At 40.2% G+C, this 15,268-nt stretch carries 14 protein-coding genes and 1 CRISPR repeat array; of the genes, 12 read left to right on the top strand and 2 right to left on the bottom strand.

Annotated features, from left to right (window positions below; all coding sequences use genetic code 11):
• Positions 1-100: 100 nt before the first annotated feature.
• From K6V43_RS01390 to K6V43_RS01375, 4 genes are all read left to right on the top strand, one after another.
• The gene (locus K6V43_RS01390) at positions 101-376 is read left to right on the top strand and encodes a GNAT family N-acetyltransferase (protein ID WP_337250524.1); all 276 of its coding nucleotides are present in this window, start codon (positions 101-103) and stop codon (positions 374-376) included.
• The gene (locus K6V43_RS01385) at positions 363-938 is read left to right on the top strand and encodes a uracil-DNA glycosylase family protein (protein WP_172103616.1); all 576 of its coding nucleotides are present in this window, start codon (positions 363-365) and stop codon (positions 936-938) included. Before K6V43_RS01390 ends, K6V43_RS01385 begins: the two co-directional genes overlap by 14 nt.
• A 74-nt stretch (positions 939-1,012) precedes the next feature.
• Positions 1,013-1,795, top strand: a complete 783-nt coding sequence (locus K6V43_RS01380) for a TPM domain-containing protein (protein WP_172085322.1) — start codon at positions 1,013-1,015, stop codon at positions 1,793-1,795.
• Between the two features lie 70 nt (positions 1,796-1,865).
• On the top strand, positions 1,866-2,447 hold the full coding sequence (locus tag K6V43_RS01375) for a LemA family protein (RefSeq protein WP_222381205.1): 582 nt from the start codon (positions 1,866-1,868) through the stop codon (positions 2,445-2,447).
• 32 nt (positions 2,448-2,479) lie between these two features.
• Here K6V43_RS01375 and K6V43_RS01370 read toward each other — a convergent pair whose 3' ends face one another.
• Entirely contained in the window at positions 2,480-3,556 is a 1,077-nt protein-coding gene (locus tag K6V43_RS01370; protein ID WP_222381204.1) for a hypothetical protein, read from the bottom strand.
• 111 nt (positions 3,557-3,667) lie between these two features.
• Positions 3,668-5,041 carry a tRNA uridine-5-carboxymethylaminomethyl(34) synthesis GTPase MnmE gene (gene mnmE, locus K6V43_RS01365; RefSeq protein WP_222381203.1) on the bottom strand — a complete coding sequence of 458 codons (1,374 nt, stop codon included), beginning with the start codon at positions 5,039-5,041 and terminating at the stop codon, positions 3,668-3,670.
• A 146-nt stretch (positions 5,042-5,187) separates the two neighbouring features.
• On the opposite strand from mnmE, the gene cas3 reads away from it, so the two are divergent.
• The 8 genes from cas3 (at position 5,188) to rpiA (ending at position 15,165) form a co-directional block, all read left to right on the top strand.
• Positions 5,188-7,623: a CRISPR-associated helicase Cas3' gene (gene cas3, locus K6V43_RS01360; RefSeq protein ID WP_222381202.1), complete on the top strand. Its 2,436-nt coding sequence runs from the start codon at positions 5,188-5,190 to the stop codon at positions 7,621-7,623.
• A 482-nt stretch (positions 7,624-8,105) separates the two neighbouring features.
• The gene (gene cas5c, locus K6V43_RS01355) at positions 8,106-8,843 is read left to right on the top strand and encodes a type I-C CRISPR-associated protein Cas5c (RefSeq protein ID WP_024392421.1); all 738 of its coding nucleotides are present in this window, start codon (positions 8,106-8,108) and stop codon (positions 8,841-8,843) included.
• On the top strand, positions 8,843-10,744 hold the full coding sequence (cas8c, locus tag K6V43_RS01350; RefSeq protein ID WP_222381201.1) for a type I-C CRISPR-associated protein Cas8c/Csd1: 1,902 nt from the start codon (positions 8,843-8,845) through the stop codon (positions 10,742-10,744). Before cas5c ends, cas8c begins: the two co-directional genes overlap by 1 nt.
• Positions 10,745-10,747: 3 nt before the next feature.
• Positions 10,748-11,599, top strand: coding sequence for a type I-C CRISPR-associated protein Cas7/Csd2 (cas7c, locus tag K6V43_RS01345; RefSeq protein ID WP_024392423.1), 852 nt, complete (start codon positions 10,748-10,750; stop codon positions 11,597-11,599).
• A 1-nt stretch (position 11,600) separates the two neighbouring features.
• The gene (gene cas4 / locus K6V43_RS01340) at positions 11,601-12,272 is read left to right on the top strand and encodes a CRISPR-associated protein Cas4 (RefSeq protein ID WP_172055663.1); all 672 of its coding nucleotides are present in this window, start codon (positions 11,601-11,603) and stop codon (positions 12,270-12,272) included.
• The gene (cas1c, locus tag K6V43_RS01335) at positions 12,269-13,294 is read left to right on the top strand and encodes a type I-C CRISPR-associated endonuclease Cas1c (RefSeq protein WP_172007019.1); all 1,026 of its coding nucleotides are present in this window, start codon (positions 12,269-12,271) and stop codon (positions 13,292-13,294) included. The genes cas4 and cas1c overlap by 4 nt, the downstream gene beginning before the upstream one ends.
• Before the next feature lie 10 nt (positions 13,295-13,304).
• The gene (cas2, locus tag K6V43_RS01330) at positions 13,305-13,598 is read left to right on the top strand and encodes a CRISPR-associated endonuclease Cas2 (RefSeq protein WP_172007018.1); all 294 of its coding nucleotides are present in this window, start codon (positions 13,305-13,307) and stop codon (positions 13,596-13,598) included.
• A gap of 145 nt (positions 13,599-13,743) precedes the next feature.
• A CRISPR array of direct repeats spans positions 13,744-14,305; the repeat unit is 32 nt; unit sequence GTCGCACCCTACACGGGTGCGTGGATTGAAAT.
• Between the two features lie 188 nt (positions 14,306-14,493).
• Complete coding sequence (gene rpiA / locus K6V43_RS01325) at positions 14,494-15,165, top strand: ribose-5-phosphate isomerase RpiA (protein ID WP_222381199.1); 672 nt, start codon at positions 14,494-14,496, stop codon at positions 15,163-15,165.
• Positions 15,166-15,268: the final 103 nt, after the last annotated feature.

Genomic DNA, 15,268 nt, shown 5'->3' with positions numbered 1-15,268 from the left:
CCTTTTTGTGCGCCCTAAATACAAAAACTATTCCCGTCTTGTCATCAACTGCTCAGACGGGAATAGTTTCTTTAGCTGCTTAAATGCTTAACTTAATGACATTGGGCTGTCACTTGGTTACATTCGCTATTGGTATGAGGGAACAGAGTATCGAATTGAAGAGTTCTGCATTTCCCGTGATTACCAAGGGCAAGGACATGGTGCTAGTTTATTAGCTGATATTGAGAAGCAGTTAGCTGATAGAAAGATCGTTCATATTCTCCTGCAAACCGAACGCACTCTTCCAGCCTTTTTCTTTTATAAAAAATGTGGTTTTCATGCTCTAGAAGCAGATGTAACAATGGTCAAGAAAGTAGGACATCATGGAACTTGCTGATATTCGTCAGGCGATTATGGAAGATTTACCCAATCAAGCTTTTACGAAAAATGGGATAAAGCCGCTTTTCCAAGCATCTTCTACCGCAAAAATCCTCATTATTGGACAGGCACCGGGATTAAAAACACAAGAAAAAGGTCGTTTATTTGATGATGCCAGTGGAGAGAATCTTCGCAAATGGTTGGGAGTAGATAGGGAATTCTTCTATGAATCTGGCTATTTTGCTATTCTTCCTATGGATTTCTATTATCCAGGAAAAGGGAAGTCTGGGGATTTGCCGCCTCGTAAGGATTTTGCCCCCAAATGGCACCCACTCATCATGAAGCAACTATCCCAGATTGAGCTGACCTTGTTGATTGGTAAGTATGCCCAGGACTATTATTTAGGAGAATCCCACAGGACTGTAACCGAGAGAGTAGAGAATGCAGATCATTATCTACCCACCTATTTTCCCCTACCTCATCCATCGCCAAGGAACAATATATGGCAAGCTAAACATCCTTGGTTTGTTGAAGAGATTTTGCCACTGCTGAAAAACAACATAAATATATTGATAAAGTAAAACTAACATGATATAATTGTATATATATACCTAATAAATTTTTCTTATCTTTGTTCATCGAAGGAGGTGTTCTGATGAGAAAATGGAAAACACTGATTGTCACTTGTCTAACTATTTTAGTGGTTTGGTTGTTAATTCCACCTGCCTTAGTAAATGCAAATCAGATTCCCGATCGACCGATAGATACAACAGTAGTAGATGATACTCAATTACTTTCAAACGAGACTATTGCTGAAATTGATCAGCTTAATCTCGATTGGTCAACAACGGAACAAGGTTTACAGGTCGGTGTCTATATGACGAATAGTCTTTGGACAGATATCGAAAGTTTGGCCAATGAGACATTTCGTCAGTGGCAAGTCGGATTTTCAGGCACAAATAATGGAATACTTCTGGTTATTGCAATAGAAGATAGGGAATTTCGGATTGAAACGTCAGATAATGCTGCGACAGTTTTGACAGATGTAGAAGCAAAAGAAATTCTCGAAAATGCAAGAGAATTCTTTCGACAGGAAGATTACAATGGCGGTGTGACCTATATTGTTCAATCCATTGGTGATCAGTTTTATGGTACCAGCGTTGGTCAGAGCCAGTTAGCCACCTTAGATGAGAGAACATCGGAAGAAGATCAGGGCTTTTTCGCTTTCTTAACTGTTGTTGTAGTGATTATTATTTTTGTGATCATTGAAAAATCCAGTCGTGGTGGTGGTGGACCAGGCAATTTGCTCTGGATGTTGGTGGATGATCAGCATCACTACCGCAATCATCACTCGTCTAATTCCTCATCGTCCAGCTTCGGTGGCGGTGGTTGGTCCGGTGGTGGCGGAGGAGGTGGAGGTGCCTCTTCCGGTTGGTAAGGAATCTTGTAAAGATTCTGAAAGCTATTCATTTTTTAGAATGTTTAATCATTGTTAGAAAGGAAATCATATGAAAAAGAAATGGTTGGTTCTCCTCATTCCTGTCCTAGCTCTGCTATTTTTAGGAATGGGAGCAGTCGGGCAATACAATGGCTTGGTGGACAGTTATGCTGAAGTTGAAAACGCGCAAGCCAATGTAGACACACAGTTGCAACGACGCTATGACTTGATACCTAATGTAGTCGCAGCTGTCAAAGGAGCCATGGAACACGAGGAAGAAATATTTACTGCTATTGCAGAAGCGCGTGCTAAAATCGGCTCCAGTCAACAGGGAACGAGTGAATATAACCAAGCTCAAAGTCAGTTGGATTCTGCAGTTTCTCGACTATTGGTAGTGGCAGAAAACTATCCACAATTGACAGCTAATCAACAGGTTTCAGACTTGATTACAGAGCTTGAAGGTACCGAGAATCGAATCTTAGTTGCCCGTAAAGATTATAACGCATTGGCAACATCTTACAATAAAAAAATCAAACGCTTCCCAACATCAATCTTTGCAGGTCTATTCGGATATGAAAAAGTTGAACTTTTCCAAGCCACAAATGATGCGGCAACCACTGTGCCAAGTGTTGATTTACAAGATGAAGAATAAATAACTCGGCTCCCAGAGCCGAGTTATTAATTTTATGGATTGATCCAAATTCCAGAAACGTAGTCTTCTGAAAGAGTAGTCTGGCTGATAATGTTTTTAGCCTCCATATCATAGATAAGGAGTTGATTTGCCAAAATAATCATTAAGCGCTTATCATCGATTTGACGGATATGGTCGATGTAGTGAGGACGGGGATTTAAGTCCTTCAAAGTATGGTAAGATTGCTCGCCAGTTTGGGAATTGTAAATAGAAAAGGAAAATGGGCTAAACATGCCATTTTGATGCTCGATGAGAAGAAGGTTTTCGTCTTTGAGAGCATGGAGTGTGCTAGGTGAGGGGTGTTCTAAAGTTACTGACGAAAATGTTTTTGTTTTTGTATCAAAGGCCAAGAGTTCGGATGACAGTTCAATGTCCTCATACTCACTTGTTTTTTTCCCTAAATTTGGGAGATAGATGGTTCCATTGACTAGAAGCCCTTCACCTGTGGTAATGGTATTGTCGTACTTGAATACCTCTTGTTTTGAAAAATCTTTCTTATCAAATACAATCAAGACATTTTCTTCGGGTCCTTCTTGGGTAAAATCTTTCACAAAACCAGTTAAATAGACTGACGTTTGGTCTACCATGACTGGATCATTTGGGATGAAGTCATCGTTTAAAACGTGGGTCTGACGTGTTTCAAATTGCTTATCAAATTGCGCAAGTATGTGATAGGGCCCCGCTGTATAAAAGTCTTGTCCATCTGTACCACTGATATAGCTACTATACTGACTTGGCTTTCGCAAGACAGTCCCAGTATTGAAATCGATGGATATCAGATTGTCGTTAATGAATTTTTGCTGATCGTTGGCAAAGACTAGATACCGATTGTCTATGACATAATTTTCACCAGAACCAAAATACCCCTCTGAATTCATTTTCTGTGTATGAAGGAGTTGAGGGTCTTGACCATTTAGCTGAAAGGCTTCGACCTTACCGGGATAAACCAAGTAAAAATCAGCTTCCGACGTTAATGTGATCGTATTGTGCTGGTAGGCAAATAGTTTCCAGCCGATAAATGGAAAGACAAGACAGGATAGAAGGACAATACAAATAAGAAGTTTTTTCATGGGAATGCCTCCTTTCACTGTTTAGTATATCTAAATTTGTCATCTTAGACAAGAAATTATGTGTTAATATACAAATAAAGTCATGCAAGTTTTCTTACATGACTTTTGTTCTTATTTTCCAAGACAGAATTGGCTAAAGAGTTGGGTGATGAGTTCATCTGGAGCTGCATCGCCTGTGATTTCTCCCAAAATCTGCCAACAGCGTGTCAGGTCAACCTGTAACAAGTCTACTGGCATGCCCATTTCCAGCCCATCGTTAACAGATTGTAGGCTTTGAACCGCCTGTTCAATGAGGGAAATATGACGAGAATTGGAGAGGTAGGTGGCATCTTGCTCTACCAGACCTGCATTTTCAAAGAAGAGTTGATTGATTTTTTCTTCGATTTGGTCGATGTTCTGGTTTTTCAAGACAGAGATGCGGATGACATCCTCAGGTAGTTGATCAGCTTCAATTTTTTCTTCTAGGTCTGTTTTATTGAGCAAGATTATACGATTTGCCATGTCTGAAATGGCTAATAGATTTCGGTCTTGCTCGGTCAGGGGTTCGGATGCGTTGAGGACCAGCAGGATCAGGTCGGCCTCCTCAAGGGCTTTTTTGGACCGTTCGACACCGATTTTTTCAACGATGTCATCTGTTTCACGGATACCAGCGGTATCAATCAGCTTGAGGGGGACGCCTTTGATGTTGACGTATTCTTCGATAACGTCGCGGGTTGTTCCAGCGATGTCTGTAACGATGGCTTTTTCCTCGCGGAGAAGATTATTGAGCAGGCTGGATTTTCCCACATTGGGACGACCAATAATGGCGGTTGCGATGCCTTCACGCAAGATTTTACCACGGCGGGCGGTACGAAGGAGATTTTCCAAAAGAGCTTGAAACTGGAGTGTCTTCTCACGGACTAAGTCTGTGGTTGCCTCTTCGACATCATCATACTCTGGATAATCAATATTCACTTCGACTTGAGCCAAAGTGTTGAGGATTTCCTGACGTGTTTCATTAATCAGTTGGGAGAGAGAGCCATCCAACTGACGGACTGCGTTGTGCATAGCCTTGTCGGTCTTGGCACGGATGACATCCATGACAGCCTCTGCCTGGGTCAAATCCACACGTCCGTTGAGAAAGGCCCGCTTGGTAAATTCACCAGGCTCAGCCATTCGGGCACCTTGTCTAATCAACAATTGAAGAATTTCATTTGTGACGGCGATACCCCCATGTGTATTGATTTCAATAACATCTTCGCGCGTAAAGGTCTTTGGAGAACGCATGGCACCGAGCATTACTTCATCCAGTACCTGTCCAGTCGCGGGATCAATAATATGGCCATAGTTCAGACTATGACTTGGCACAGTCGCTAAGTCCTTTCCTTTAAAAACTTTGCTTGCAATGGAAAATGCATCTGTACCAGACAGACGGACAATCCCAATTGCCCCCTCACCGAGAGGAGTAGAAATAGCAGTTATTGTATCGAATTCTTTGGTAATCATAGAGTTTTGCTTTCTGTAGGATTATAATAAAACTATTATAGCATGTTGTGTAATAATCGATGGTAAAAAGGAGACAAAAAAGGCAGAAAACGCTTTCTAAAGCTATTGAAAAATGGTAGAATATTACTAAAAACAGGAGGTAATAGATGAGGTTAGCGCATGTTGAAAAAAGAGAAAGAGAAAGTCGATTTCAATATCTAGAGGACCACCTGTTCAACGTTGCCAAAGAGGCCAAAGCATCTGCGGAAACGATTGGCCAAGGGGATATTTTGTTCTTACTAGGACTTTATCATGATTTGGGCAAGAGTGATAGGCTTTTTCAGAAAAAAATGAAAGAGGAGCCAAGCCTACACGTAGATCATTCGTATGCGGGAGCTCGTTACCTATTTCAAGAGATTGAGCAAGTCTTTCGGCGTTCAGGAAAAACCTCAAACGATGCCCAGCTTTTTCGTGAAATAATAGCCTACATTATATCTGCCCACCACGGCGTTTATGATGTCCCTCTACCTGAGGATATGGAAGGAGCAGGTAGATATCGGTATAGTAAGTTGTTTTATCGAATCGGTCAGCCACGAGCAGACTATCATTATGAAGAAGATATAAGGGCCTATGCCAAGTTATTGGAAGAACAACTACCTAGCTTTGGTTATCAAAATGTAGATGATTTAGTGACAAAATCATTTGGAAATTTTCAAACCGCTTTGGCGAAATTATATATCAACGATGATAGCGAATCGGCTTTTTATAGTTCTTGTTTTATTCGGCTCTACCTGTCTTATTTGAAGAATGCGGATATTTTGGATACGATTAATGCCTATGACCTTGTTATCGAGCCAAAAACTACTGAGGAAAATAGTGAACTTGTTCAGAAGTATTTTCAATCAGTAGAAGAAGTTTATGCAGGATTTGGAAATCCAACTACAGAGTTAAACCGTATTCGAACGGCCTTGGGAGAGCGGGTTAAACAACGTGGTGCTACGGATTCTGCAGGTATTTATCGCCTTAATCTTCCGACGGGTGCAGGGAAAACCAACCTGTCCCTCCGTTACGCAGTTCATCAACTGACACAGAAAGGTAAAAAAAGTTTCTTTTACATGACGCCATTTTTGTCTGTTTTAGAACAAAATGCAGCAGCGATTCAGGAAATTATTGGCGTGGAGGGTGTCTTAGAGCACCATTCTAATCTAGTTAGAGAACAACAAGATTCCACACCTCAGAATGAAGAGTATGGAGAGGAAACAACCAATGGTCTAATGATAGACTACCTGATTGATACCTGGGATAGCCCAGTTGTTCTTACCACCATGGTTCAGTTCTTTCAAACCCTCTTTAAGACCAAGTCATCTAATATCAGACGCTTCTCCAGCTTAGCAAATAGCATCTTGATTTTAGATGAAGTACAGTCCCTTCCCATTGAGGTCACCACGCTCTTTAATCTGACCATGAATTTTTTGAGTCGTGTCATGGGGGCTACAGTTGTTCTCTGTACTGCGACTCAACCTGCCTATGATTCGGTTTCCATAAGCCACCGACTATTATATGGTGGGGAAATAGCAGAGCAGGCAGACATTGTCACCTTAACCGCTGAAGAACAAGAGGTCTTTAAGAGGACAGAACTCCGCAAGTTCGATGAAAGTAATGCAGTTTCCCGATTGACTGACCTGGCAAGTTTTATCTTGGAAAAAGAAACTTCTACGCTTGTCATTCTCAATACCAAACCAGCAGTAGAAAAACTATATAGTCTATTAGAATTCCAAACAGACAGACCACTTTATCACCTCTCAACCAATATGTGTGCCCAGCACCGTCTCGATGTTATCCAAGAAATCAAAAATCAATTGAAAGACGATGTTCCCCTAATTTGTATCAGTACACAATTGATTGAAGCAGGAGTGGATGTTGATTTTGAACGAGTAGTTCGGTCTTATGCAGGACTAGATTCAATTGTCCAAGCAGCTGGCCGCTGTAACCGTGAAGGAAAACGAGATTTAGGTCGGGTAACATTGATAAATTTATCCAAGGAAGAAGAAAGCCTCACCTATCTGAAGGAAATCAAGCATAAAAAAGAGGCTACTGAAACTATTTTGATAAAAGAAAGTTCACCGATTGATGTCGGGGCCTTGAATCGTTTATTTTTTGAACGTTACTATGCTGACAATAAAACACAATTTGATTACCCACTATCTACCAATGAATCTGTCTATGACAATCTCAGCTTGAGTAGCTTCAAAGGAAGTCCGAACTGCAAAGTCAGACAGTCATTCAAGACGGCAGGGCAGAAAATGGATTTAATCAAAGATGATAGTATTGGTGTCTTGGTTAAATATGGTGACGGAGCGGATATAATCGCTGACTTGGAAGAACGGCTGGTAAGCAATCCTTATCCAAGGGGGCAAGACTTAGTTGAGATCAAACAAATCCTCAAGAGCTTACAGCCCTTTACAGTCAATCTGAGACAGTATGACAGTCGACTACAAGTTGTCCGATATTATTTAGATGGACAGGTCTTAATACTGCAAGAAGAGTATTATGATGACGAAAAGCTTGGATTAAAAAAAGAGGCAAACCTTCCTATCTTGTAAGGTAAGATAGAAAGATCTGCCAGTCTTTATTACATAAAATAAAAACATAATTTCAATCCGCATAGTCTACTATGATGAATTGATTTTATCACAATAAGAACTATAAATCAAAAAGTTCTTCTAAGTAACTAAAATTTTTTATTTTATTACTCATAAAATATATACATAGAATGAGATGTTTGTTATAATGATTACTACTAAGGAGGTGAAGAGGCATAACGGAAAATGTTTTTCAACTAATAGACAAATTGTTGGAGCGATTACCAGCTATTCTAATGGCTGTAGCTTATCTGGTTGTTGCCTTTCAATCAGGAAATAAGAACAAGTAGTTTTTGTCATTAAAAAATTACTTTTTCGAGTTAGTCAGTGGTTACTGTAGTTGAAGGCTATGGTGCCACCGCTAGCTATCCTGTTAGTTAGGTTGTACATTTCTGTTGTAGTCTATCTTTGCTATGATAAATAAGTAAAGGAGGAACTCGATTTTGTATCGTTCAAGGAATTTTTACCTGCGGGTGAAGGGTGATCTGGCTCTTTTTACGAATCCTGCGACCAAGGGTGGTGGAGAGAGGTCAAGCTATGCCGTTCCTACTCGACAGGCTTTAAAAGGTGTGGTGGATGCGGTTTACTATAAACCAACCATCACAAATGTTGTGACAGAAGTGAAGATTGTCAATCAAATTCAAACGGAACTTCATGGGGTCCGAGCCTTGTTGGCTAATTATGGAGCTGACTTAAGTTATGTCTCTTACCTCAGCAATGTGGAATACCTGGTCAAATTTCACTTTATCTGGAATGAAAATCGCCCAGATTTAGTGCATGATCGTTTGCCCAACAAACATGAGGCGATTATGGAAAGGTCTATTAAAAAAGGTGGACGCCGAGATGTCTTTCTTGGAACCAGGGAATGTCTTGGTTTAGTTGAAGCGATTAGCCAGGAAGAATATGAAACGGCTAAATTAGAATATGCAGATAAGACCATTGATTTTGGAATTATGTTTCATTCATTTGCCTATCCAATAGAGTCTAATCAACCGCTTCGTTCCTATTTTACAAAGACCGTCATGGAAAACAGTGTCATACGTTTTAAGGAGCAAGAAGACTGCGAGATTGTGAACACACTTTCGAATTATGTTTTCAAGACTTCGGGAGATATCAAGTCAGTTGAAGAAGAATTTGAGATATACTCACGAGATCAAGAAAATGAGGAAGGAGGTCTCTAATGGATTTCTTTACAGCACTTTTACGAGCTTATGAAGCAGCTGAGGACACAGGCTGGGTAGACAATGCTCAAAGATCAACTAATCCCCTACTACCGATTTACCATACCAGTCGTCGTTCAAATGGAAAGGATACGATAGCCGTCCTACTAGACAATGAAGGAAATTTCATGAAGGCAGATTTTATGGCTGATGGCGAGAGTATTATCTTTCCGGTGACTTCTGACTCGGTGGCTCGTTCGGGGAAAAATCCAGCTCCGCACCCTCTGGTTGATAAATTGACTTATTATCTCTCAGAGATCAATCAAGAACAGTATGACACCTATCATCGTCAGTTAGATGAATGGATTTCTCAGTGTCAGGAACCAGAAGTCAAAAAATTTTTGAGTCATATCCAGCATTTTCTGTTACAGGATGACTTTATAGAGAAGATTGTCCAGTCCCTCTATGGTAGAGTAACCAGTAGAGAGGGATTAAAAGTAACTTTTCTGAACAGTGATGATAGTAAAAAGACTGTTGACCTATCAACTGCTTTTCTGGAATTTAAACTTGATCAATTTATTGGCTATCAAACCGTTTCTGTTACCAACTATTTGGACTTACATAAGGCTTACATTTCTTATGTGGAATCAAATCAGCAGGCAGATATCATCTGTAATATTAGTGGGAAGCAAGAAGTGCTGGCTGCCAAACACCGCGGCTTGATTGGCAATGCCAAACTAATTTCTGTCAGCAATAACATTGAAACCTATAAAGGACGTTTCAAGGAGCGAGAGGATGTCTTTACAGTTGGGAATCAGACTTCGGAAAAGATTCATTTGATGGCAAAGTTTTTGTTGGAGAATGAACATACACACGCATGGTTAGGGTCAGGACAGCATTTGATCAACTGGTTTAGTGATGATTTAACTAATGAGACTCAATTAGATATCACCACTCCGAAAGTGGAAGAGATTGAAGATGATGGAATCTTTGATTTTGGAGAAACATCTTCAGATGATACTCCTAAATTTCAAATAACTGAAAAGAACAAGAAAATCCGCCTATCTTTTATCCATGGTAAAAAAGAATTTGGTGACGGAGCGACTTACTATGTCGCTATCGTTAACAAGACCAATGATGGTCGTGTTGCCCTTAAATACTTTAGACAGCTAGCTGCCTCTCAACTACTAGATAATCTCAATAAATGGCAGGACAAGTATTCTTGGCAATTTAAGAAGAAAAATGGAGAGTATGCGGAGTGTCCACCGAGTTACCAGGATATTGTTTTAGCGGCCTATGGTGTAGATAGAGGTCGATTCTTGGAGCTAGACAATGACAAGTTCAAGAGTGATCAGTTCCAAAAGTTAGCTACTAGCATGATTGACGGGAAAAGTGTTCCGGATACGATTCTTGGTAAATTAAAAGACAATATCAAGCAACGTCAGAGATATGGGAACACATGGAACAAGGTATTATTTGTTTCCTTGGCCCTTTTACATAAAAATAATAAGGAGGAATTTACACCAATGTTAGACCACGAGAATAAGAATCGTTCTTATTTGTTTGGACGATTGTTGGCGATTTTTGAATTGTTAGAACTTCAACGGTATCAGTTAGATGGTTCAAAAAATGATCGAATCACCAATGCAGAACGCTACTGGACTGCTTATACCAGCCAGCCAGCTAAGTTGATGATGAATTTGACCAAAAAAACCAAACCTTATGAAGAGGCAGTCAAGTTAAACAGTCCTGACATCTTTAAGAAATTGGACAAAGAGAGGGAAGAAATCATGGATTTACTGAGTCCCTTGATGCAAGACCGTGGTATCAATGATCCATTAGACTATCGCTTTATATTTGGTTATTATGCTGAGAAGCAATACTTCTACACAAAACAAGAAAAAATTGAAAGTGAGGAATAGAGAATGTTGGAACAGAAAATAGATTTTATGGTGACCATTGAGGTGCGTGAGGCCAATGCTAATGGTGATCCTTTATCAGGAAATATGCCACGTACGAATGCAAACAACCAAGGGATTATCAGTGATGTTGCGATTAAGCGGAAAATTCGCAATCGTATGCAGGATATGGGGTATAAGATTTTTGTCCAGGCAAACGATCGGATTGAAGATGGCTTAAATTCTTTAGAAAAACGCTTCAAAGCTCAATTTTCTGGAAAAGAATCAGATGAGGAAATCAATGAAAAGGCCAATCAAATCTGGCTAGATGTTCGCTCATTTGGACAGGTCTTCACGTATTTGAAGGACCGCTCTTTTGCTATCCGTGGTCCAGTTTCTGTTAGCATGGCTCATTCGTTAGAACCAATTATCATTTCTAGTTTGCAGATTACTAGAAGTACAAATGGTGTGGAACCTAAGAAAGTAGGAGGTCGTTCTTCTGACACCATGGGAACCAAGCATTTTGTAGACTACGGTGTGTATGTTATCAAGGGGTCTATCAATACTTATTTTGCAGAGAAGACAGGCTTTACGGCAGAAGATGCGGAGGTCTTGAAAGAAACTCTCATTACCCTATTTGAAAATGATGCATCATCAGCTCGCCCAGAAGGTTCAATGCGTGTTCGTGAAGTTTTCTGGTTCACTCATTCCAATAAACTGGGCAATGTTTCTAGTGCACGCATCTTCGACTTGTTAGAATTTGATAAGGAAAAGCAAGACAAGTCAAGCTATGAAGAGTATGCGATTGGACTTAAGCAGAAAGAGCTGGCTGAGTTTCAGGCTAAGGGATTGAAAGTTGAGATTTTAGAAGGATTGTAAGATGGTCTATGCAGAAGATGATTATTTGATGTTGTCTGGTATTCAACATTTTCAGTTCTGCAAACGTCAATGGGCTTTGATTCATATTTATCAAGAATGGGCTGAAAATGAGGCAACCACTCACGGTCAGTTTCTTCATCAAAAAGCTGACAATCCCTATATCAAAGAAAAACGCAAGGATTTCTTGGTTTCTCGAGCGATGCAGGTGTCGTCTAAAGAACTTGGTCTTTACGGGATACTAGATGTTGTGGAATTTCATAAAGATGAGGCAGGCATTTCACTGAGTGGAAAACGCGGTAAGTGGATTCCAACTATCGTTGAATACAAGCGTGGTAAGCCGAAGAAAGATGAACGGGATATTGTTCAATTGGTGGCACAGACCATGTGTTTGGAGGAAACACTGGCTTGCAAAATTGATAAGGGCTATCTGTACTATCATAGTGTCAATAAAAAAGTAGAAATTAGCATTAGTGCTGAATTGAGGCAATTAGTCATTGAACTAGCTAGACAAATGCATGAACTTTATCAGAAAAGAGATTTGCCAAAGGCTGAGTATTTTAAAAATTGCCAACTTTGCTCACTGGTAGATATTTGTATGCCTAGATTGAGTAAAAAATCGCGTAGTGTTGCTAATTATATCCAACAATCAATGACAAGTGAGGAGGGGTTATGAAGAAACTGCTGAATACACTCTATCTGACTCAGGAAGATTTTTATTTGACTAGAGAGCGGGATAACATTGTCATTAAGCAAAATGGCGTTGCTGTTCACCGCTTTCCCTATCGCATTATAGACGGTATTGTGTGTTTTTCTTATCTAGGAGCTTCTCCGTCCTTGATTGAACTGTGTGCGGAACATCAGATTAACCTTTCCTTCCATACACCTCAAGGCCGATTTTGTGGACGGTTTGTCGGTCCGACGAATGGAAATGTTCTGTTAAGACGGCAACAGTATCGCTTAGCTGATGATGCTTTATCTCTGGAATTTGCCAAACGTTTTATTCTGTCTAAAATCTCTAATTCCAGAAAATACCTATTGCGATTTCGTAGAGATCATAAAGATAGGGTGGATGGGAATCTATTTGAAGAGGTCAATACAGAGCTGACTTGGGCAGTGGAAATGGTTCAAACAGCTTTAGATAAGGAGACACTACTTGGAATTGAGGGCCAGGCAGCAAATCACTATTTCCGCCTATTCAACGAAATGGTTTTGGCTGATAAGGAGACGTTTCAATTCAATGGTCGCAGTAGAAGGCCTCCATTAGACTGTGTGAATGCCTTGCTATCCTTCGGTTACAGTCTGTTGACCCATGAATGCCAATCAGCACTTGAAGCAGTTGGTCTGGATAGTTATGTTGGATTTTTCCATACAGACCGTCCTGGTCGAGCGAGTCTGGCTTTGGATTTGGTAGAGGAATTTCGTTCCTTCATTGTTGATCGTTTTGTATTTTCCTTAATCAATAGAGGCCAGTTAACGAAAAAGCATTTTGATATCAAAGAAAATGGAAGTGTTTTGTTGACTGAAAAAGGCAGAGCAGTTTTCATTGAAGCCTGGCAAAAGCGAAAACACACAGAAGTCGAGCATCCATTTACGCAGGAAAAAGTCAAATTGATGTTACTGCCCTTCGTTCAGGCACAATTGCTTGCAAAGGCTATTCGAGGCGAGTTGGACAGTTATCCTCCCTTTATGATATAGGAGCCATATTATGATGGTATTAGTGACCTATGATGTCAATACAGAAACAGTAGCTGGACGAAAGCGATTGAGACAAGTAGCCAAGCTGTGCGTTGACTTTGGTCAACGTGTGCAACATTCTGTCTTCGAATGTTCAGTCACTCCAGCAGAATTTGTTGAGGTAAAGAATAAGTTGCTGGAAATCATTGATAAGGAACAGGATAGCATCCGCTTTTATATGCTAGGAAAAAACTGGCAAAATCGTGTGGAAACGATTGGACGAGATACTAGTTATGATCCTGATCAAGGAGTCCTTCTGTTATAGATTATCTTTGCGAATCGGGCTTACTCATTAAATGTGAGGAGATTCGCGTGAAAAGCATATGAAAAAAAGTGAAAATAGGGTGAATTTATGGTATATTCTATATCTGTAGAAACTTTATTTTTACAAAACAGTGTCAAAAGGCACTGTCGCACCCTACACGGGTGCGTGGATTGAAATTAATGCGTCAGCCATATCATCAGCTTCATGAATCGTCGCACCCTACACGGGTGCGTGGATTGAAATAGATTATCCTTAGAATACATTACACCGAAGATTAGTCGCACCCTACACGGGTGCGTGGATTGAAATTTTTATTATTATAGATACAAATGTAAAAGCCGAGTCGCACCCTACACGGGTGCGTGGATTGAAATTGCGTCGAATGCTTTGGTAAAAGTCCAACGACCTGGTCGCACCCTACACGGGTGCGTGGATTGAAATAAAATCTCGTTTCCGAGCTTGAACACTAGTAGCTTGTCGCACCCTACACGGGTGCGTGGATTGAAATTGCTGTGATAGAATTATCCGGATTTAGCGTTTCTGTCGCACCCTACACGGGTGCGTGGATTGAAATATCATTACCAACACGCCCCACGATACTTTCAAGAAGTCGCACCCTACACGGGTGCGTGGATTGAAATAAAGTGATAGTGCATGAGTCCCCTTCTGTCACGTGTCGCACCCTACACGGGTGAGTGGATTATAAAGTGATACTCTAATAATCATTTCCTCAATAAAATCTTTTATCAGAGAATTCAGAGAAAAAATTTGATGATTCTTCTAATATTTTTGGTAATATTTTCTAATTTTTCTTCTCCTCTTTTTTAAATTTTCTTATAATAACTTACCCACTTCATGCTATAATAGTTATATGAGTTTTTAAAAGGAGCATGAAATGTCAAACTTAAAAGAGCAGGTTGGTATTAAGGCGGCGGAATTTGTAACGGATGGTATGGTTGTTGGTCTAGGGACTGGTTCTACAGCCTACTATTTCGTTAAAGAAATTGGCCGTCGGGTTGCGGAGGAGGGGTTACAAATTATTGGTGTAACGACCTCGCATGCTACGGCAGAGCATGCTGCGTCCCTTGGGATTCCACTAAAAAATATTGATGAAGTTGAGTATGTAGACTTAACGGTAGATGGGGCTGATGAAGTAGATGGAGCCTTTAATGGAATCAAAGGTGGTGGTGCAGCCTTATTAATGGAGAAAATTGTTGCGGTTAATAGTAAAGATTGCATCTGGATTGTTGATGAATCCAAAGTAGTTGAAACGCTAGGAGCATTTAAATTGCCAGTAGAAGTGGTTCAATATGGTTCTGAAAATCTATTTCGCTTGTTCGAATCAAAAGGATATCGCCCCAGTTTCCGAATGAGTGATGGTGAAAAACTTGTGACGGATATGAAAAATTATATTATTGACCTCGATTTACATCGGATTGAAGATCCAGTTGCTTTGGCGGAAGAATTGGATCGGACAGTCGGAGTTGTTGAACATGGACTCTTTATTGGTTTGATTTCCAAGGTAATCGTTGGTACACCTGACGGTCCTCAAATAGTCGAAAAATAAATAAAGTGAAAACGCTTCTCAATTACTATCAATGAGAGGCGTTTTTATGGTATAATGAAAACACGAACGTTTGAAGTTAAAGAGAATTCGTTTCCAATTTTAT

The organism is Streptococcus suis, assembly GCF_019794615.1.
GTDB lineage: Bacteria > Bacillota > Bacilli > Lactobacillales > Streptococcaceae > Streptococcus > Streptococcus suis_AI.
The sequence above is the reverse complement of the archived record's forward strand: the minus strand, read 5'-3'. Positions and strand labels throughout refer to the sequence as shown.